Origin of the sequence: Synechococcus sp. MIT S9452 (assembly GCF_047304245.1) — a bacterium.
Classification (GTDB): domain Bacteria; phylum Cyanobacteriota; class Cyanobacteriia; order PCC-6307; family Cyanobiaceae; genus RCC307.
The window spans coordinates 1,230,022-1,247,657 of record NZ_CP138956.1; the positions used below are offsets into that span (position 1 = coordinate 1,230,022).

Genomic DNA, 17,636 nt, shown 5'->3' on the forward strand with positions numbered 1-17,636 from the left:
GGGCCGCGAGAATGCCGCCATGACCGCGACCGTCGCTGCAGGCCCCTTTCAGTCCCTGCGCCAGCAGCTCAGCAAGCTGCGCCACCTCTCCCAGCCCTTCTTTCTGCCCCTGGATCAAGCCAGTGGCTGGCAGTTTCTGTGGCTGTTGGTTTCGCTGCTGTTCTGCGTTGGCGGGCTGGTGCTCGCGGCGCTCACCGGAATCATCCGCAGCTTGGAGCAGCTGCAGCCGGCGCTAACGGAGAAATATTTCGGCGGAGTTGCCAACACCATCTCTGGGATCTGGAGCTCCTGGTGGGGCATTGGTTTTGCCGCCCTGTTCATCCTGGGGGCCGCCAGCTTTGTGGCGTTCCGTCAGCAATTGCGTCAGCGGCGCTGGCTGCACTGGCTGCTGCTGGGCGTGATCGTTGTGATGCTGCTTTCGGTGAATGGCATCAACGCGGGCATCGGTTTCATTGCCCGCGATCTCACCAACGCCTTGGTGGAGAAGCAAGAAGCAAACTTCTACCGAATCTTGATCATCTATGCCGCCTGCTTTGTGGTGGCACTTCCTATACGAATCTCGCAGTTCTTTTTCACCTACAAACTCAGCAATATCTGGCGCGATTGGCTCTCGAAGTCGCTGATTGGCGATTATATGAGCAACCGTGCTTACTACGTCCTTAATCCCAACGACGAGCTCGCCACCGACGTTGACAACCCTGACCAACGAATTACAGAAGACACCTATGCATTCACCTTTCAAAGTCTTGGATTCACGATCGGCATCTTCGATGCTTTGCTGACTTTTTCGCTGAACATCCTGATTCTGTGGAGCATCAGCCAAGTGCTCACATTCAGCCTGTTCGGCTACTCCGCTGTGGCTACCACCTTATTGGTCCTGGCGGGGCGCAAGTTGGTGGGGCTTCAGTTCGACCAACTGCGCTACGAGGCCGACTTCCGCTACGGGCTAGTGCACATTCGCGACAACGCCGAATCAATCGCCTTTTATGCCGGCGAAGAACCAGAATCGCAGGAGACGCGAAGACGGCTTGACACGGTTATTCGCAACTTCAACCTGATCATTAATTGGAGAGTAATTATTGATGTGATGCGCCGCACCACCAACTACGCCGGCAACTTCTTCCCGTATCTGGTGATGGCCCCGGCCTTCTTTATGGGGGAGGTGGATTACGGCGGTTTCGTACAAGCTTCCTTCGCCTATGGGATGGTGGAAGGCTCGCTGTTCTTCATCGTTAACCAGATCGAAGAGCTGGCCAAATTCACCGCCGGCATCAGCCGTTTGGAGGGCTTCCAATCGAAGGTGGAGGAGGTCAGCACCCAGCCGCTCGACCCCAGCAACCAAATCATTCAGTCCGGCGGCGGCATCGTGATTCGACACGCCGATCTCTATACGCCCAAAGGAGAACTGCCGGTCATCCGCGATCTGAATTTGAGCGTCAACGACCACGAGCGGATGCTTGTGGTGGGCCCCTCCGGCTGCGGCAAAACCTCGCTGATGCGGATGATCAGCGGCCTGTGGAGCCCGCGGCGCGGCAGCGTGGAGCGCCCCGAAACGGGCGATCTGCTGTTCATCCCGCAGAAGCCCTACATGCTGCTGGGCTCGTTGCGTGAGCAGCTCTGCTACCCCAGCGATGAGGAGCGCTTCAGTGATGCCCAGCTGCGCAGCGTTCTGGAGCAGGTGAATTTGCCGCAGCTGGCGAGCCGCTACCCCGACCTCGACATCAAGCAGGACTGGCCCCGCATCCTCTCGCTAGGCGAGCAGCAGCGCCTCGCCTTTGGCCGCCTGCTGCTGAACTCACCGCGCTATGTGGTGCTCGATGAAGCCACCAGTGCCTTGGATGTCAAAACCGAGAAGCTGCTCTATGAGCTGCTGGTGGAGCGCGATTTGGCCTTCATCAGCGTGGGCCACCGGCCATCGCTGAAGAGTTTCCACACCAACGTGCTGCAACTTGAGGGCAATGGCGATTGGCGTTTGATGCCAGCGGCGAACTACGACCCCGAAGCGGCCTAGGCCCATCTGCTGGCGCCCAGCCCCCACGACCAGCTAAGAACCACTGCATTCCCACCCCCGCTGATGGCTAGCGCACCTGATTCCACCGCTGCTGCAGAGCAGAAACCCAGTGCCACCACCAGCGAGATCCCGAGCTTTGGCTGGAGTGGCTACGCCGAGCGGATCAATGGCCGTTTTGCCATGCTCGGCTTTGTGGCGATTCTGTTGATCGAAGCCTTCAGCGGCACCACCTTTCTGCACTGGGCTGGCTTGAACTGAAGCCAGAGCACCTAAGGCACACGCATCACCTCCACCTCCCAACGCCCGCCGCGGCTGACCTGCACAGCCAGCTGCTGACCATCAGCGCTGAGCGCCACACGGGCCGGAACGCCGGCGGGCATCAGCATCAGCGGCCGCAAGCTGGAAAGGTTGCGGTTGTAGAGCAACAACTCTGTGCGGCCATCGAGGCTGCGCACCAAGGCAATGCGGGATCCCTTGGCATCCACGCTGACGCTGATGGGCTGGGCATCGGGCCGGTTGAGACCTGGCAACGGGCCTCCCATCCCGCTGGCGAGATCAAACCAGCGCACCTGGTGCTGTCCGGCTGGACCCGGGGCAATCCACACCACCCCCTGGCGGGCCATCGAGGGGGAGCGGTCATCGCCTGGTGTGGAGAGGCGGGTGTTCACGCCCATCAGTGGCTGCAGCCGCAGGCCCTGGCAACCGCTCAACAGCACAAGCCCCAGCAGAGTCCAAGCCAGCTTCATGGCAGCGCCGCTCCTGCCGGCAGATCAGGCTCGAGAGCGGGCAAGCGGAACAGCTCCAAATCCAGCTGCCCGCGGCGCAGCACTTGAACCGCCAGCTGCTGACCATCGGGGGCCAGGCTGAGTCGCTCCGGCAGCCGGTCATTGGGCAGGGCCAAGGGCTGCAACCGGCCGCTGAGACGATCGAGCAGTACCGCCTCAGGGCGGGTGCCGCGTTGGCGGATGAAGGCGAGATAACGGCCGGTCCAACTCAACGATGGCGAGCGGTGCGGCTGGCCTTGGCGCAGCCCTGGCAACGGCAATTCCCGGCCAGTGGAGCGCTCCACCAGCCGCAAGGAACGGCGGCCACCACGATCGACAACGCTGACCAGCAGGCGGCCATTGCCGCTGAGGGCAGGATCTTCTTGATCGCCAAGACCGGGAGCTGAATACCGCTGGCTACATCCAGCCAGCAGCAGCAGCACAAGCAGCAGCTGCGCGCGCCTCACCGAGGCAATCAGTCGTCGAAACGGGAGCTGTTATCGCGGTTACCCGGCTGTGATGGGGCTGGGCGACTGCTAATTGGCGAAAAGTCAGCGTCGCTAATGGGAGCGCCCTCCGGCATCGATGAGCTGGGGCGATCAGGGCGGGCAGCCGCCACAGGACGGCTCGAAGGCCGGCGACTGGAGCGGGGCATGTCGTCTGCGGCACCACCGGGGCGAGAGCCACCGCGGCGGGAGCTGCTGGCATCACGCTCACGGCGGCGGGCACCAAACTCAGGGCGCGGCTCTCGGCTGCTAGAGCCATAACGGCTGCGCTCACGGCTGCCACGGCCACCGCGGTCGTCAGCACCGGACTCATCAAAACGGCTCTCGGCGCGCTCAGGGATCGCACGGCGCTCAGGACGCCGCGGGCGATAGAAATCCTCCTGATCACCGCGCTCATCGCCATCGTCGGAGCCATCGGCGCGGGAACGAATCCTGCGGCGCAAGGGCTGGGGATCGTCAAAGCGCTCATCGCCGCCCCACTCGCCGCGACCCATTTGCGGACGGGACGGAACCGGTTCGTCGTCGTCGAAATAGGCCGAGCGGCGAGCCTGCTCGGTGGTGACGCTGCGCAGGCGCACCGACTCGTAGGCAAAGAAAACGGTGGTGGCCGCTAGCAGGAACTGGCCGAACTGAAGGATGGGATCCAGACGCCATCCCTGGAAAAAGAGTATGCCGCCGCAAAGCAAACCAACGGCAGCAAAGAAAACGTCGTAATCGCGGGCCAGCCCTGGCTTGAAGCTGCGCAGGAAGTACAGCACGCAACCGCCTACAGCAAGGACGATGCCAACGATGCTGGCCCAATTCAGGCTGGCATTAACCATTCGTGCCCTCCCAGGCCCGGCTGGGCCGTACAGCCCTTTGCAATCAGTTTACGGGCGGCTTTAGGCCACGCCAGGGTGATCAGCGATCAGAGCTTGCGGTCAACCTGGTCTGTCTGGCTGATCAGGATCAAAGCGATGGTGATGGGCACCACCACGATCAGAGCACCTGCCACGAGACTGTTGAGGAAATTCGCGAGGGAGGGGGTCATGGCGCCACCGGTGGTCGCGGCATCCTACGGGGCTTGAACCTGGCTTCATAGAGTGCCCAGCCAAGCGCTTAGAAGTTTGTGACAGCAATATCAATGTTGAGCGTCAGCAGCTGGGTGATTGGGTTGCTGCTGGCGGCCTGGACGCTCCTGTTTTTGTTCCGCATCGTGCTGACCTGGTATCCCCAAATCAGCAGCGAAAACCCTTTGGTGGCTTTGGTTGTGATCCCCACCGAGCCGCTTTTGGGCCCCACGCGCAAGCTGATCCAACCCATCGGTGGTGTCGACGTCACCCCAGTGATCTGGGTGGGTTTGGTGAGCTTGCTGCGCGAGCTCCTGGTTGGTCAGCAAGGGCTGATCACCCAGTTGGTGCTCAAAAGCGCTTAATCGCTGAGCATCTCCTGTTCAACGAATTTGGTGTGCACCTGGGCGTTTTGAAATTCCGGACGATCCAGTAGCGAGAGATGGAAATCGATCGTGGTGGGCACCCCAATCACGGCGCATTCCGATAAAGCCCGGCGCAGACGCAACAACGCAGCCGGACGGTCTTCTGCCCAGACAATCAATTTGCCGATCAGCGAGTCGTAGAAGGGCGGGATGTCGTAGCCGGTGTACACGTGGCTATCGATGCGAATGCCAGGTCCACCGGGGGGCAACCAACCGGAGATGGTGCCCGGTGCGGGGCGGAAGCCATGGCGCGGATCCTCTGCATTGATGCGGCACTCGATCGCATGGCCGTGGAGCTTGATGTTCTCCTGCTTGAGCTCAAGGGTTTCACCGGCCGCAATCTTGAGCTGTTGCGCGATTAAGTCCACGCCGGTGACCACCTCAGTAACGGGGTGCTCCACCTGGATGCGCGTGTTCATTTCCATGAAATAGAACTCGCCTGAGGCATCCAGCAGGAATTCCACGGTGCCGGCGCCCTCGTAGCCAATGGTTTTGGCTGCTGCCACGGCCGCTTCGCCCATGCGGCGACGGGTTTCCGGTTCAAGCCCTGGGCTGGGGGCTTCCTCCAGCAATTTCTGGTGGCGGCGCTGGATGGAGCAATCCCGCTCGCCAAGGTGCACCACGTTGCCGAAGCGGTCGGCGAGGATCTGCACCTCAACGTGGCGCGGCCGCGTGATGAATTTCTCCATGTAGAGCCCCGGGTTGCCGAAGGCCGCTTCGGCTTCACCTTGGGCCGCTTTAAACAGGTTTTCGAGCTCATCGGCACTGCGCACCAGACGCATGCCGCGCCCGCCACCGCCTGCAGTGGCTTTGATCATCACGGGGTAGCCCATCGAGCCCGCCAGACGGGCCGCTTCATCCACGCTGGAGAGCAGGCCTTCGCTGCCGGGGATGGTGGGCACCCCAACCCGCTGCATGGTGGCTTTCGCGGTGGATTTATCGCCCATGGCCCGGATGGACTCGGGCGATGGCCCCACAAAAATCAGCCCATGGGCGCTGCAGATTTCGGCGAAGCGGTCGTTTTCAGCCAGAAAGCCGTAACCGGGGTGAATCGCATCGGCACCGCGTGAGGTAGCCGCCGCAATGATGTTGGGGATATTCAGATAGCTGCGGCCGCTGGGGGGGTCCCCCACGCAGACGGCCTCATCAGCCAATTGCACATGCAGGGCATTGCGGTCCACCGTGCTGTACACAGCCACCGTGGAGATGCCCATCTCCCGGCAACTGCGGATGATCCGTAGAGCGATCTCACCCCGGTTGGCGATCAGAAGCTTGCCAATACCCAATGGGGGAGCGCGTCAGCGAGCGATTTTATCAGCGATTCACATGGCGCTTTCACAAACGTTCAGACCGACTGGTACGCTCCCTTTCTGCCTCTTGGCAGGCCACGCGGATGTGGTGGAATTGGTAGACACGCACGTTTGAGGGGCGTGTGACTTCGGTCTTGCGAGTTCAAGTCTCGCCATCCGCATCAGAGCCATCACGGGCCATCGTTTTGGTCTGCAATGGTCCCGGGGAGCTCACCACCTGGGTTCGTCCGTTGGCGGAGCGGCTGCATCAACGCGCCCTGCCAAACACGAGTTTGCAGTTGGTGTTGGTGCCGTGTCCCAACGCCACGGGCACCGAAGCCGACGTGGCCGGGCGCATGAATCTGTTTGACCGGGTGCTGCCGGCCTCTCGCTTTTGGAGGTTGCTGCTGCGGCCCCATCGTCATGGCCCTTGGCCAACCGCCGGTGTGGTGGTGTTTCTCGGTGGTGATCAGTTTTGGACCGTGCTGCTCTCAGCGCGGCTGGGCTACCGGCACCTGACCTATGCCGAATGGGTGGCGCGCTGGCCCCGCTGGAACGACCGCATTGCGGCGATGGGGCCCGCGGCCGCCGATCGACTCGCCAAACGCTGGCAACCCCGCTGCCAAGTGGTGGGTGATCTGATGGCTGACCTCTCCAGCTCAGCCCGCTCCAGTGCCCCCTTACCCAGCGGCGAGTGGGTGGCGCTACTGCCTGGTTCCAAACGCGCCAAGTTGCAGGTGGGCATGCCGTTTCTGCTGCGCTGCGCCGAGGCCCTGCAGGCTCTGCGGCCCCAAACCCAATTCCTGCTGGCGCTGGCGCCAACCACGAGCGTGGCGGAACTGCAGGCTTTCGCTGGACCCAGCAATCCTCTGCAGCGCTTCTACGGCACCCAGGAGCCCGAACTCATCGAGCAAGACGGCCAGCGCTGGCTTGTGAGCTCCGGGGGAGCTCGGATCCTGCTGGTGGAGGAGCATCCCGCCCATGGCCCCTTGAGCCAATGCGCTCTGGCACTCACCACCGTTGGCGCCAACACCGCCGAGCTTGGGGCCCTTGGAGTGCCGATGCTGGTGCTGCTGCCCACCCAACACCTGCATGTGATGCAGGCCTGGGATGGCTGGTTTGGCCTGGTGGCGAGGCTGCCCCTGCTGCGCTGGTTGGTGGGTGTGGCCCTGACGGCCTGGCGCTTGCGCAACCGGGGCTTTTTGGCCTGGCCCAACATCAGTGCTGGCCGAGCCGTGGTGCCCGAGCGAGTTGGGGCGATCACCCCTGAGCAAATTGCCAGCGAAGCCCGTGACTGGCTCGCTGAGCCGCAACGGCTGCAAGGGATGCAGGACGACCTGCGTAGCTTGCGGGGTCAGCCCGGTGCTGTGGCGGCTTTGAGCTCACTGGTGGAGGAGCTGCTGCCTAGCGTTGGGCCGAACCATTGATGACCCCGTGGAAGCAAGCGAGAACGACTGGCGCTCGAAGCTGACTCCTGAACAGTTCCACATCACCCGCGAGGGCGGCACCGAGCGGGCTTTTACCGGTGCCTACTGGAACCACAAAGGCGATGGCATGTACCGCTGCATCTGCTGCGGCGCTGAGCTGTTCCGCTCTGACCGCAAATTTGATTCCGGCACCGGCTGGCCCAGCTTCTGGGAAGGGGTGAAGCCCGAGGCCATCCGCACCATCCAAGACGTGAGCCACGGCATGGTGCGCACTGAAATCCGCTGTGCCCAATGCGATTCGCACCTGGGCCATGTGTTTCAAGACAGTCCCACCCCCACTGGGCTGCGCTACTGCGTGAACTCAGCCTCGCTGGACTTCGACGACAAGACGTGAGTTAGGCCCAGGGGTCTTCTTCCGCGGGCTGAGGACCCCTGGGGCGTTCCGGCAGCGGCTCGGGCTCCACATCCAATGGCGCGTCGTAGCGGTCGCGATAACGCTCCCGCTCGCCGTAGCGATCGCGCTGGCCATAGGGGTCGCGCTCCTCATCCATGTACAGGCGTTGGGGCTCGCGGCGCTGGCGCTGCTCAAGCTCCACGTATTCGTAGTCGTCCTCTTGGCGCTGGGGCTCAAAACGCTCTTGCCTGGACGCCTCAAGGCGCCGCTGCTCCTGTTCGGTGGGAACCCCAGCCGGCAATTGGTTTTCCACCGGCACCATGTTGAGCCGGTAGCGCTCACGCTCTTCGCGCTCGAGGCTGCCGCCACCAATGCCCAGCTTCTCCAGCAAACCGGTGTTGAGCTGCTTGAGCTTTTCTTCCGCCCCTTCGTAAACAATGATGCGATCAGGGCCCGAGCTGACGATTTCATCAACGGGCAGCTCCCAGGTGCTGAGGATGCCTTCACCCAGAAGGGGCACACCCACAGCGCCCACCACCAAGGTGGTGAGCTCACCGGTTTCGATGTCAAAACTGAAGCCCAAGACCCGGCCAAGCTGCTCACCGGCTTCTGAGACCACCTGGCAATTGATCACCCGGTCGTAGCGATCGGGATTAAAGCCCTCTGCCAAGGAGTCGAGGGAATCAACCAAGATCACATCACCCACCTGACGGATCTGCTCCAGCGTCATCCAACGCGGCAGGCCTGGCAGGAAACGGGTCAACGGGTTATCGCGCAAGCCAAGGGCCACCACCTCGCGGCGATCAATGTCCACCAAGACTTCGCCCACCACGCCAAGACGGCGGCCGGTGTCGGTGGTGATGACCTGGGTTCCCATCAACTCCGAACGCAGCCAAAGCCGATCGGAGGGTGCCGGGGTGGAATCGGAAGGAGGGGGCGCCTGCAAGGGCTAACTGCTCGATCGCGCCATTGTGTCGCAGGATTGCCAATCAGGCTGCAGCCGGCATGCCCACCACCTGGGTGTGGGCACCGCGGGCCTGGGTCACACCAATGGTTCGGGTGCTCGCGGCGATCATCGGGCGGCGGTGGCTGACCACCAAAAACTGAGCATCGCCAGCTTGAGCAGCAATCAAGCCTGCCAGGCGCTCAACGTTGACGCCATCCAGGAAGCTGTCGACCTCATCGAGGGCATAGAAGGGGGAGGGGCGAAAGCGCTGCAGGGCAAACAGGAAGCTGAGGGCCGTGAGCGACTTCTCACCGCCCGACATTGAGGCCAGCCGGCGCACGGCCTTGCCCTTGGGATGGGCCACCAAGGTGAGGCCACCTTCCAAGGGATCGCTTGGGTTTTCCAGCGAGAGCTCACCTTCGCCATCGGAGAGCCCAGCAAAGATGCTGCGGAAATGGCCATCAACCGCGCGGAAGGCCTCCATAAACGCCTCCTGACGCAGGGTGGCCACCGTTTCAATGCGCAGCAGCAACTCATGGCGCTCATTGCCGAGCACTTCGAGGCGTTCGCGCAGCTCAGCCAGGCGGGCTTCCAGTTGCTCGAGCTCCTCGAGCGCCAGCATGTTCACCGGCTCCAGCGCTTCCATGCGCTGCTGAATCACGCGCAGCTGCTCCTGCAGCGCCTCCAAGCCGGCCTCCCGCAGCTCATCGCTGATCTCCGGCAGCGGATCGGGCAATTCAGCCACCTGCTGCTGCAGGCGCTCACCCAATGCGCGGCGCTCTTCAGCGAGGGCCTCGATCTGCTCGCCTAGGCGCTGCAATTCCCACTCCCGCTGCTGCTGCTGCTGACGCAAGCCAGCCAGGTGGGTTTCGGCTGCATCTCGTGCGCGGCGCTGCTCACCAAAGCGCTCCTGCAAGGCCTGCTGCTGCTGCTCGAGTTCAGCGCGGCGGGCTTGATCAGCCAGTTGCTGATCACGCAGTTCCTGCACCTCAGCGGTGAGGGCGGCCGTGCTGGCTTGCAGGCGCTGATCTTCAGCGGCCACGACCTCGAGCTGGCTGTTGAGGCGCGCCAGAACCAAGCCGCGATCCCGCTGGGCAGCCTCCAAGCCATCGCGCTGGGCCCGTGCAGCGCTCAATGCCGCATCGGCCTGTTCGAGCTCCTGCTGCAACTCACCCCAGCGGGCGGCATCGGCGGAATCGCTGCTGGCCGCTTCACCCTGCTCGAGCTTCTCCAATTCCTGGCGCAGTGGCTGCATCGAGGCCTGCAGCTCCTGCAAGCGGGTTTGATCGCTGCTGAGGCTCTGGCTCACCTGCTCGAGACGCGCCTGCAGCTGAGCCTGACGGGTGACCTGGGGACCATGGGCCCGCTGGGCGGCCGCCAACTCAGCCTCCACCCCAGCTTGGCGGGAGCGCTCGGAGCTGAATTCCCCTTGAGCCGCTTCCAACTGGCGGCTGAGCTCGGCTTCACGGCGGCGGCTGGCCACCAGGGTTTCGCCTAACTCCAACAAGCGGCGGCGCAGGGGCTCAGCTTCATCGCCATCGTTGGCACGGCCAAAACTGAGGCTGCCGCTGCGCTGCTGCAGGCTGCCGCCGGTCATGGCACCGCTGCGCTCGAGCAGCTCGCCTTCGAGGGTGACGATGCGGCTGCGGCCGAGCTCCCGGCGAGCGGATTGCAGATCGGAATACACCAACGTGTCACCAAACACATGGCCGAACACATCGCGGTAGATCGGCTCAAAGTGCAGCAGCTCCACCGCCCGACCCAAGCACCCGCCGCCGCTGGGGGAACCGCCGCGCTGCAGGGCTGCACCGCCGCCGCGCGCGGAGCTGCGGATCTTGTTGAGAGGCAAGAACGTCAGGCGGCCAGCGCGGCGCTGCTTGAGCAACTCAATGGCACGGGCTGCGATGCGGTCGTCATCAACCACCACCTGGGAGAGCCGGCCGCCAGCGGCCACCTCCAGCGCCAGGCGGTAGCGGTCGTCGACCTCGGCCAACTGAGCCACCAGGCCGTGAATGCCATCGAGGCCAGCCTCGAGCAGAAGCCTCAGGGCTCCAGTGCCGCGGCTCTCCTGCAAGGTTTCGCGGCGGCTGTCATAGCGGGCAATGTCGCGTTCGAGCTGCTGCTGCTCCTGCTCCAGGCGAATGCGGGTGCGCTGCTGCAACGACAGGGCTTCAGCAAGCTCCTGCACGCGCTGCTTGTGCTTGGCGATCAACTGCAGCAGCTCTTGCTGCGTGCCTTGCAACTCTTTGAGCTGCTGGGCCGCACTGCCATTGCCTTGCTGCTCACGATCGAGTTCCGCCTGCAACTCCTGCTGGCGTTCCTGCTCTTGGCGTAGGCGCTCATCGAGCTGCACCGCCTCAGCTTGCTGAGGGCCGAGTAGGGCCTGCAGCTCCTGACGGCGACGACTGCGCTCCTGCTGCTCCTCCATCCAGCTGCCGGAGCGGCCCGCCACTTCCGCCAGGCGGCGGCGGGAGAGTTCAACGGCCGCTTCCGCGCTGCGACAGGCCTCATCAGCCAGCTGGCGCTGCTGAACGTCATCGGTGGATTGCAGCTGCTGGCTCTGCTGCTGCAATTCAGCGCGCTGCTGCTGTTGCTGATGGCGCTGCTGCTGCAACTCCGAGGCCTGCTGTTGATGGCGCTCAGCGCGGCGCTGCAACTCGCGGCCTGCAGCTTCCAGCTCAGCCAACTGGCCTTGCACAGCAATCAGCTGGTCTTCGCCAAGGCTTTTGACAGCCTCTTGGAGCCCGGCCAGTTCCTCCGCAGCAGCTTTGAGTTGCTCTTGGCCTTTGATCAGGGCCTGCTGTTCCGATTCGCGCCGCCCGCTGAGTTGCTCGCTGTTCTGCGCCAGCTGCTCGAGCTGGTTGCGGTTCTGCTCCACCTGCAGCACCTGCTCTTGCTGGCGACCGAGCTGGACCTTTTGGCGCAAATCCTGATAGAGCCGGGCCCGCTGGCAATCGCGCTCCAGGCGCGTGCGGGAGGTTTCCAGCTCGCCTTCAACGATGCGGCAGCGCTCTTCGCGCTCCTGCACGTCATCGAGCTTGCGGCGGCTTTGCTCAATGCGGCTGTCAAACAGCGCCACACCAGCCAACTCATCAATGATTCCGCGGCGATCGCGGGCGCTCATCGAAACGATGCGGGTGACATCCCCCTGCATCACGACATTGCTGCCATCGGGATCGAGACGCAGACGGCGCAGCTGGGTTTGCAGCTGCTGCAGGTTGCAGGGCACGCCATCGGCGCTGTAGCTGGTGCTGTAGGTGCCGCCTGGAGCCACCCGCAGCCGGCGAGTGACGGTCCATTCGGTTTGGCCAGCTTTGATCCAGGGGCCTTCTTCGGGGGCTTCAAGACCCTCTTCGGCCGTGTCGGGCTGCCAGCCGCGCAGATCGAAGCGCACCGACACCGACGCTTCAGACGCTTTTCCCTGTTTGAGGGCGTTGTTATTGATCAGGTCCGGCAGGCGCTCAGCGCGCATGCCGCGGCTACTGGCCAACCCGAGGCAAAAGAGGATGCCATCAAGGATGTTGCTTTTGCCTGAGCCGTTGGGCCCAGTCACCACCGTGAAACCAGGCTCCAGGGGGATCGTGACGCTCCCCCCGAAGGACTTGAAATGCGTAAGGCTGACCTGATCGATAAAGACCAACAGGACAGCGACCTTTCGGTCAGGAGTGAGATTGGCTGAAGTTAGCCGAGGTGTTTAAGAGCACAAGAGAGAACAGGCCGCGCTGCCAACCGCCCGTTGGCTCGATACCTTGCGGGAAAGAGCCAAGGGATTGATGGCGAGCTCAGGGCTAACCCAGGTGGGCGAACGGTTCCGTGAACGCTTCACCGAACTGCTGCCGGAGATTCAAGAGCGCTGGCCCCAGGTCGCCCATGAGGCCCTCACGAACACCCGCGGCAGCTTCGATGAGGTAGTGGCGGTGATCGCCGCACAAACCGGTCGAACCAGCGCGGTGGTGCAAGAGCAGCTGCTCGAATTTATGGATGTGGCCGGCGAGCAAACCCGCAAGCTTGGCGACAGCCTGCAGCCACTGGAAGAGCAACTGGAACGGTTGCTTGATGACCTCAACGCCAACCTGAGGCCAAAAATTGAATCGCCGGTGCGCGAGCGGCCGCTGCTGGCGGTAGGCATTGCCGCTGGAGTTGGCCTGTTGGCTGGCCTAATCCTGAGCGGCGGTCGCCGGCGCTGATCAGCATGGAATCCCAATCGCCCCGCGGCGCCACCGGAAAGCTGGCCTCCCTGGTGGTGTCGGTGATGGACCTGCATGTCCGCATCGCTCTCAAGGAGGTGGACCGCGAAAAGCGGCGCCTCATCGTTGGCGCCTTGCTCATGGGCACCGCCTTGGTCTTGCTCACCGGAGCGCTGCTGGTGGCCCATGCCGCTTTGGTGATCGTTTTGGTGGAGGGCGCTGCCCTCGATTGGCTAACCGCTTTTTTGGTGGTGGGCGCCATCGACCTGGTGCTTGCCGGGCTGCTGCTGCGCATTGGCGGGCAACTGCTGAAGGGCCCTTACCTGCCCGAGACAGCCGCAGGCATCAGCCGCACCACCCGCACCCTGCTGGGGCGCTAGCGAATCTCGTAGTGGAGCCAGCGGCAGTCAATGCCGCCATTGCTCACAGGCACGCGCCGGCTGGCCTTCATGCCCAGGGCGCGGGTGAGCTTGGCGTTGCCGCTGAGCAGCCACAAACTCCAACCACTGCAGTGCTCCTTGAGCTGCCGGCCAAAGCGGTGATACAGGGAATCAAGCGCCTGCTCATCGCCCAGACGCTCGCCATAGGGGGGATTGCAAACCAGCACCCCGGGGCCAGGCGGAGGCATCAGCTCGCGACCATCACCTTGGCGTAGGTCGATCCAAGCCTCCAGGCCTGCCGCGGCCACATTGCTCCGGGCTTGCTCAAGCACCTCAGGGTCCTGCTCCAGGCCGATCACCGGGGCTATGGGTTGCTGCGAACCAGCCAAAGCCTGCTCAGCGGAGGCCACCACTAGCGAGCGCCACAGGCCCAAATCAGCATCAGGCCATTGCAAACAGCTGAAGCGGCGGGCCTGAGCGTGATGAGCTGGCGCCAAAGCAGCACCCGGCAATAGGCCCGGCGGATGCTGCAGCACGCGCGAGACGGCCTCGATCAACAACGTGGCCGAACCGCAGAAGGGGTCCACCAGCGGCACGCCGCCATCCCAGCCGGTGATCGCCATCAACCCCGCAGCCAGGTTTTCCTTTAAGGGCGCCCGGCCCATGGCCGCGCGGTAGCCGCGGCGGTGCAGGCTGCTGGAACTGCCGGCCACATACAACGACGCCATGGGTCCCTGAGGGCCTTGGCCGAGATGCAAATGAAAAACCCGATCTGGCTCCTCGAGATCCACATCGGAGCGCTGGCCGCAGTGCTGGCGCTGCCAATCCACCAGGGCATTTTTGACCTCCAAAGCCGTGAAATGGCTGTGGTTGAGCTCGCCGGCTCTTCCGCTGGCCTCAACGCGGAAGCTGAGCTGCGGCGGCAACCAACCCTGCCAATCCGCCGCTTCCTGCACCCCGCCATAGAGCTGAGAGCGGCTGGCGCAAGGGAAGCTGGCCAGCAACCGCAACAGCTGAAAGGGCAAGCGGGCCTGCAAATGGGCGCGGTAGTAGCCCGCTCGATCCATGCGGCAGCGCACGGCGCGGCGCAGAGTCTGCAGTGATTGGGCACCGAAAGCCTCAAGCTCGGCCGCAGCTTCTGCCTCGAGCGAGGCGGGCACAACGGCAATCACATCCCAGAGTTGGTCCTGCATGGCAGCGGGCACTGCTGCCACAATGAAGGAGTCCGGTCCTTCCGGACTAGGTGGCTCACACCAGTGTTTCGGACAGCGGTTCGATTCCGCTCAGCTCCATTTCTCCCCATCGCGGGGCTGCAATGGTTTCGACGGGGCATAAGGAGGGTGACTGAAACCTGCTCGGTAAGAGCAAACCCGTAACTGCGAACAACATCGTTCGTTTCTCCCGTCAAGCAGCCCCTGTTGCTGCCTGACCCAAGTAAGGGAGATGGGGTGAGGTCAGCCTTATCACCCAATTGACCCACTGGGGCTGGAAGGCCCCTTCAAACCTTTCCACCATTCCAGCGCAATTGATCTGGCCATAAGGCCAGCAGTACAAGCAGGGTGTGTGGCCAGTCCCACGCAGCCTCTGTGGCGACCGCGACAAAAAGGTTCAAGCCGATACATAACCCTTGAATGGCCGCCATGGGAGTGGCGGCGCGTCGAGCATGGGGCGGCTGTGGGAGGCCGTCCTTTTTATTGCCTGTACTTCAGTACACCTGTACTATTCTGCAGTCATGAAGGAAGCCTGGCTGAAGCAACCCAACGGTCCATGGATCGAGCGGTTCTGGCCCAACCCAGAGCTCGAGCGCGACGGTGGTGCCAGGCCGATGGCGGTGGATCTTGGCCGGCACCTTCTGCTCCACGAACCACCCCTGCTGAAGTCAAGGCGCCAACTCACACTCAGCCAAGCCCGCGAGCTATGGCGCAATCGCGTGAAAGCAGGCTGGCAACGGATTGAACCGCAGTGGTGAGAAGGCGGGGTGTTTGATGCTGAACCTGCCTGCCAGATGAGCTAGAAGCAGCCAGGACTAAAACCCTCCCGGGTCCTGGCCAAGATGCTTCCAGTCTTTGCACTCCTGATCCCAATCCTTGTTTTCGGGGTTGCCTTTGTGAGTCTCTACGGCCAGCCATTGGAGGGCAGGCTCAAATGGCTTTCAGAGCATTCGGGGCAGATCTGGATCGCAGGAATGGTTTTCCTGATCACAGCCAGCCTGATCATTTTTCTAGCCCGCTAATCAGAACGACGATTTTTTACAGGCTCAATGCTCTCCAGCACTTCCACTAGTTGGCCGTTGATGCAAAGGGACAGCACCACACAATCCCAACCCTGCAGCGCACTTTTGAGCACGGAGCTGTGATAGTCCTCCACCGCATCAAGCACGCTCTCGTGAAAGGAGGTTTCCTCCCGCCGATCGGGATGGGTGATGCAAACAGCGAAAGACACCTTCATGGCGATGGGCCTCAACTGGCCAAGACGTTGATATCCCTGCTGGAGGAGTCAGCAGCAGAGGCCACCAATAGCCGGTGGGCTTGATTGGCCTTCCACGCCTTCACCCCCAAGGCCATGTCAGGGGCTTCCAGCTGAGAGGGAGACGCCACCTCCTCAATCAATTCGCTCACAACGAATGGCTCGGGCTGCTCTGCTTGAGCGATGGGGTCGTCCTCTCCCCGTTGCCCCCGCCGCCACTTCTGTTCAACCAATGCCCCGAGCCCTTGCAGTTCTTTGGCCTCCTCATCAGAAAGGGTGTCTCTGATTTCCATCACATCTGCCGCGCTGCAGCAGTAGATCAAAACAGCACCCAGCAGGCTGTAGCCGTAGCGCTCCTGCCAGTGTTTGCCGGCATCCGCCATGGACTCCTCTTGCACCCTCCAGCACTCGGCTGATGTCATCGCTCCAATCACCTTGCGGATCTCGATGAGGTCAAGGTGGTTCGACATTCGCAGGACTTTTGGATGGAGCCTTGAACCTAGAACCCTGTGATACCAGGGTGTTTGTGTTTGCCGCGTAAAAAACAAGTCCTTGGCGACACAACAGAAAAATGATCTAGAGCCCCACGGCGAGCCTGAAGCCCCGATTGCTCGAGGCGGAGGTGAACGCTCAACCAGCCCCAGCCTCAGGCGCTTCAACAGATGGCTGAGGATTGGTGCTGTAGTTCACGGTGCATTGCCAACGAAAGTCGTTGGCGACAGAAATCCGTTTACAGCGGCTGCCGGTGATTTGTGCGCCCTGGGGAACTCGGCTGCGAGCGTCGCGCATCGCTGCTGCTTGGTTCCAAATGGAGCTTCGCGTAATGGAGCCTGCCTGCACCGGGGATGCTGCCAATAAAGCAATGCCAAGCAATGCCGTGGCAGAGATCAGGCGTTGAAGCATTGCCAGCAAACCGCGAAGCCTTGATGGCATTGCTAGCAAGGCCGGCCGGCAGGATCGCGTTCAGCGATCCAATCAGCTGAAGCCTTTGCCGCCTGAGGCACGCTTCATTTGCTCGTGTTGGCGCATGATCGGTGAGCACTTGCTGCACTTGGCAGTTTTGACCCCGTCCCAAGCCTCGGGGATCTCCACCGGCGCACCACAGCTGACACAAGGAATCGTCTTACCCATAGCGCTTCATCAACAGCTCCATCTTGAAAGGAGCAGCCACCATCACGGCTCAAGCATCACCACCCGGCGAAGGGGAAGGAACCGTTCTTCCACATGGCTGTCTTCATCGCAATGTTGATCGATGTAGTCGAAGGCATCATCAGCGCTGTAGAAGCAAGCCACTTCGCGGTAGTTGTTAAACACATCGCATGCGTTCACAACCACCCAACGCTCATCACCCATCGACTTCACCACTGCTCGATGGCTGAACGCTAGGAGCGCTTTTTCTCTAATCAATATATAGACATCTCTCGTAGTCAGGCCCTTCAGCTCAACTGGCCGCGCGGGGTGCAGCCTTTTTGACTTTGCTGCTGTGGCGATGCTTGTTAACCAGGTGCAGAAGCTGACTGGACCGTGCCGGCTGCTCTTGGTGGTTCAAGCGCTTTACCAGCTCGAACACGTCGTGGGCCGATAGCTCTCCGTTGGACTCCCACTTGAGGGTATTAATCCTTTCCGGAGGCATATTTGAACACAAAAGGTCCCCAAAAGTAGGCGGGAAAACAGGTCTTGGTGACTGGATAACGACAAAACAAGCCAAGGAAAATCTAAAACTGTTGTGATGGCTGCCAGAAGCAAGCGGTTTTGTATCCAACCGGACGTTTCCTATTTTTTGATCCGTGCC

At 62.2% G+C, this 17,636-nt stretch carries 19 protein-coding genes, 1 tRNA gene and 1 pseudogene; 9 read left to right on the forward strand and 12 right to left on the reverse strand.

The window, feature by feature from the left end; genetic code table 11:
• Window positions 1–19 precede the first annotated feature (19 nt).
• Window positions 20–2,011 (forward strand): ATP-binding cassette domain-containing protein, encoded by a 1,992-nt coding sequence (locus SIB46_RS06565; protein ID WP_413295311.1) that lies wholly within the window; start codon window positions 20–22, stop codon window positions 2,009–2,011.
• Between the two features lie 63 nt (window positions 2,012–2,074).
• A pseudogene (locus SIB46_RS06570) lies at window positions 2,075–2,191 on the forward strand (high light inducible protein); the annotation flags it as partial.
• An 89-nt stretch (window positions 2,192–2,280) separates the two neighbouring features.
• Here SIB46_RS06570 and SIB46_RS06575 read toward each other — a convergent pair.
• From SIB46_RS06575 to psbX, 4 genes are all read right to left on the reverse strand, one after another.
• Window positions 2,281–2,757, reverse strand: coding sequence for a TolB family protein (locus SIB46_RS06575; RefSeq protein ID WP_413295313.1), 477 nt, complete (start codon window positions 2,755–2,757; stop codon window positions 2,281–2,283).
• Window positions 2,754–3,242, reverse strand: a complete 489-nt coding sequence (locus tag SIB46_RS06580; protein ID WP_413295315.1) for a TolB family protein — start codon at window positions 3,240–3,242, stop codon at window positions 2,754–2,756. Before SIB46_RS06580 ends, SIB46_RS06575 begins: the two co-directional genes overlap by 4 nt.
• 8 nt (window positions 3,243–3,250) lie before the next feature.
• Window positions 3,251–4,102, reverse strand: a complete 852-nt coding sequence (locus tag SIB46_RS06585; RefSeq protein ID WP_413295317.1) for a Ycf66 family protein — start codon at window positions 4,100–4,102, stop codon at window positions 3,251–3,253.
• Between the two features lie 86 nt (window positions 4,103–4,188).
• Window positions 4,189–4,311 carry a photosystem II reaction center X protein gene (psbX, locus tag SIB46_RS06590; protein ID WP_011934761.1) on the reverse strand — a complete coding sequence of 41 codons (123 nt, stop codon included), beginning with the start codon at window positions 4,309–4,311 and terminating at the stop codon, window positions 4,189–4,191.
• 93 nt (window positions 4,312–4,404) lie between these two features.
• Here psbX and SIB46_RS06595 point away from each other — a divergent pair, with 93 nt between their 5' ends.
• Entirely contained in the window at window positions 4,405–4,695 is a 291-nt protein-coding gene (locus SIB46_RS06595; RefSeq protein ID WP_413297729.1) for a YggT family protein, read from the forward strand.
• On the opposite strand, the gene accC is transcribed toward SIB46_RS06595, so the two are convergent.
• Window positions 4,692–6,041: an acetyl-CoA carboxylase biotin carboxylase subunit gene (gene accC, locus SIB46_RS06600; RefSeq protein WP_413295319.1), complete on the reverse strand. Its 1,350-nt coding sequence runs from the start codon at window positions 6,039–6,041 to the stop codon at window positions 4,692–4,694. The genes SIB46_RS06595 and accC overlap by 4 nt on opposite strands.
• 103 nt (window positions 6,042–6,144) lie before the next feature.
• On the opposite strand from accC, the gene SIB46_RS06605 reads away from it, so the two are divergent.
• From SIB46_RS06605 to msrB, 3 genes are all read left to right on the forward strand, one after another.
• Window positions 6,145–6,226, forward strand: a tRNA-Leu gene (locus tag SIB46_RS06605).
• On the forward strand, window positions 6,188–7,471 hold the full coding sequence (locus SIB46_RS06610) for a glycosyl transferase (protein ID WP_413295321.1): 1,284 nt from the start codon (window positions 6,188–6,190) through the stop codon (window positions 7,469–7,471). Before SIB46_RS06605 ends, SIB46_RS06610 begins: the two co-directional genes overlap by 39 nt.
• Window positions 7,455–7,865: a peptide-methionine (R)-S-oxide reductase MsrB gene (gene msrB, locus SIB46_RS06615; RefSeq protein WP_413295323.1), complete on the forward strand. Its 411-nt coding sequence runs from the start codon at window positions 7,455–7,457 to the stop codon at window positions 7,863–7,865. The genes SIB46_RS06610 and msrB overlap by 17 nt, the downstream gene beginning before the upstream one ends.
• A 1-nt stretch (window position 7,866) precedes the next feature.
• On the opposite strand, the gene SIB46_RS06620 is transcribed toward msrB, so the two are convergent.
• Window positions 7,867–8,742, reverse strand: a complete 876-nt coding sequence (locus SIB46_RS06620; protein ID WP_413295325.1) for a PRC-barrel domain-containing protein — start codon at window positions 8,740–8,742, stop codon at window positions 7,867–7,869.
• Window positions 8,743–8,854: 112 nt separating this feature from the next.
• Complete coding sequence (gene smc / locus SIB46_RS06625) at window positions 8,855–12,451, reverse strand: chromosome segregation protein SMC (protein WP_413295327.1); 3,597 nt, start codon at window positions 12,449–12,451, stop codon at window positions 8,855–8,857.
• Between the two features lie 133 nt (window positions 12,452–12,584).
• Here smc and SIB46_RS06630 point away from each other — a divergent pair, with 133 nt between their 5' ends.
• Both SIB46_RS06630 and SIB46_RS06635 read left to right on the forward strand, forming a co-directional pair.
• Window positions 12,585–12,998: a glycine zipper domain-containing protein gene (locus tag SIB46_RS06630; RefSeq protein WP_186549475.1), complete on the forward strand. Its 414-nt coding sequence runs from the start codon at window positions 12,585–12,587 to the stop codon at window positions 12,996–12,998.
• A gap of 5 nt (window positions 12,999–13,003) precedes the next feature.
• Complete coding sequence (locus SIB46_RS06635) at window positions 13,004–13,378, forward strand: phage holin family protein (protein ID WP_011934753.1); 375 nt, start codon at window positions 13,004–13,006, stop codon at window positions 13,376–13,378.
• Here the strand turns inward: SIB46_RS06635 and SIB46_RS06640 are convergent.
• Window positions 13,375–14,571: a THUMP domain-containing class I SAM-dependent RNA methyltransferase gene (locus SIB46_RS06640; RefSeq protein WP_413295329.1), complete on the reverse strand. Its 1,197-nt coding sequence runs from the start codon at window positions 14,569–14,571 to the stop codon at window positions 13,375–13,377. The two genes, SIB46_RS06635 and SIB46_RS06640, sit on opposite strands and share 4 nt — an antisense overlap.
• 539 nt (window positions 14,572–15,110) lie before the next feature.
• Here SIB46_RS06640 and SIB46_RS06645 point away from each other — a divergent pair.
• Window positions 15,111–15,347, forward strand: coding sequence for a DUF1651 domain-containing protein (locus SIB46_RS06645; RefSeq protein ID WP_413295331.1), 237 nt, complete (start codon window positions 15,111–15,113; stop codon window positions 15,345–15,347).
• 260 nt (window positions 15,348–15,607) lie between these two features.
• Here the strand turns inward: SIB46_RS06645 and SIB46_RS06650 are convergent, their stop codons facing one another.
• The 4 genes from SIB46_RS06650 to SIB46_RS06665 form a co-directional block, all read right to left on the reverse strand.
• On the reverse strand, window positions 15,608–15,826 hold the full coding sequence (locus SIB46_RS06650; protein ID WP_413295333.1) for a hypothetical protein: 219 nt from the start codon (window positions 15,824–15,826) through the stop codon (window positions 15,608–15,610).
• A gap of 11 nt (window positions 15,827–15,837) precedes the next feature.
• Complete coding sequence (locus tag SIB46_RS06655; RefSeq protein ID WP_413295335.1) at window positions 15,838–16,314, reverse strand: hypothetical protein; 477 nt, start codon at window positions 16,312–16,314, stop codon at window positions 15,838–15,840.
• Window positions 16,315–16,474: 160 nt separating this feature from the next.
• Window positions 16,475–16,633 carry a hypothetical protein gene (locus SIB46_RS06660; RefSeq protein ID WP_413295337.1) on the reverse strand — a complete coding sequence of 53 codons (159 nt, stop codon included), beginning with the start codon at window positions 16,631–16,633 and terminating at the stop codon, window positions 16,475–16,477.
• Window positions 16,634–17,017: 384 nt separating this feature from the next.
• Window positions 17,018–17,206, reverse strand: a complete 189-nt coding sequence (locus tag SIB46_RS06665; protein ID WP_413295339.1) for a hypothetical protein — start codon at window positions 17,204–17,206, stop codon at window positions 17,018–17,020.
• Between the last annotated feature and the right edge of the window lie 430 nt (window positions 17,207–17,636).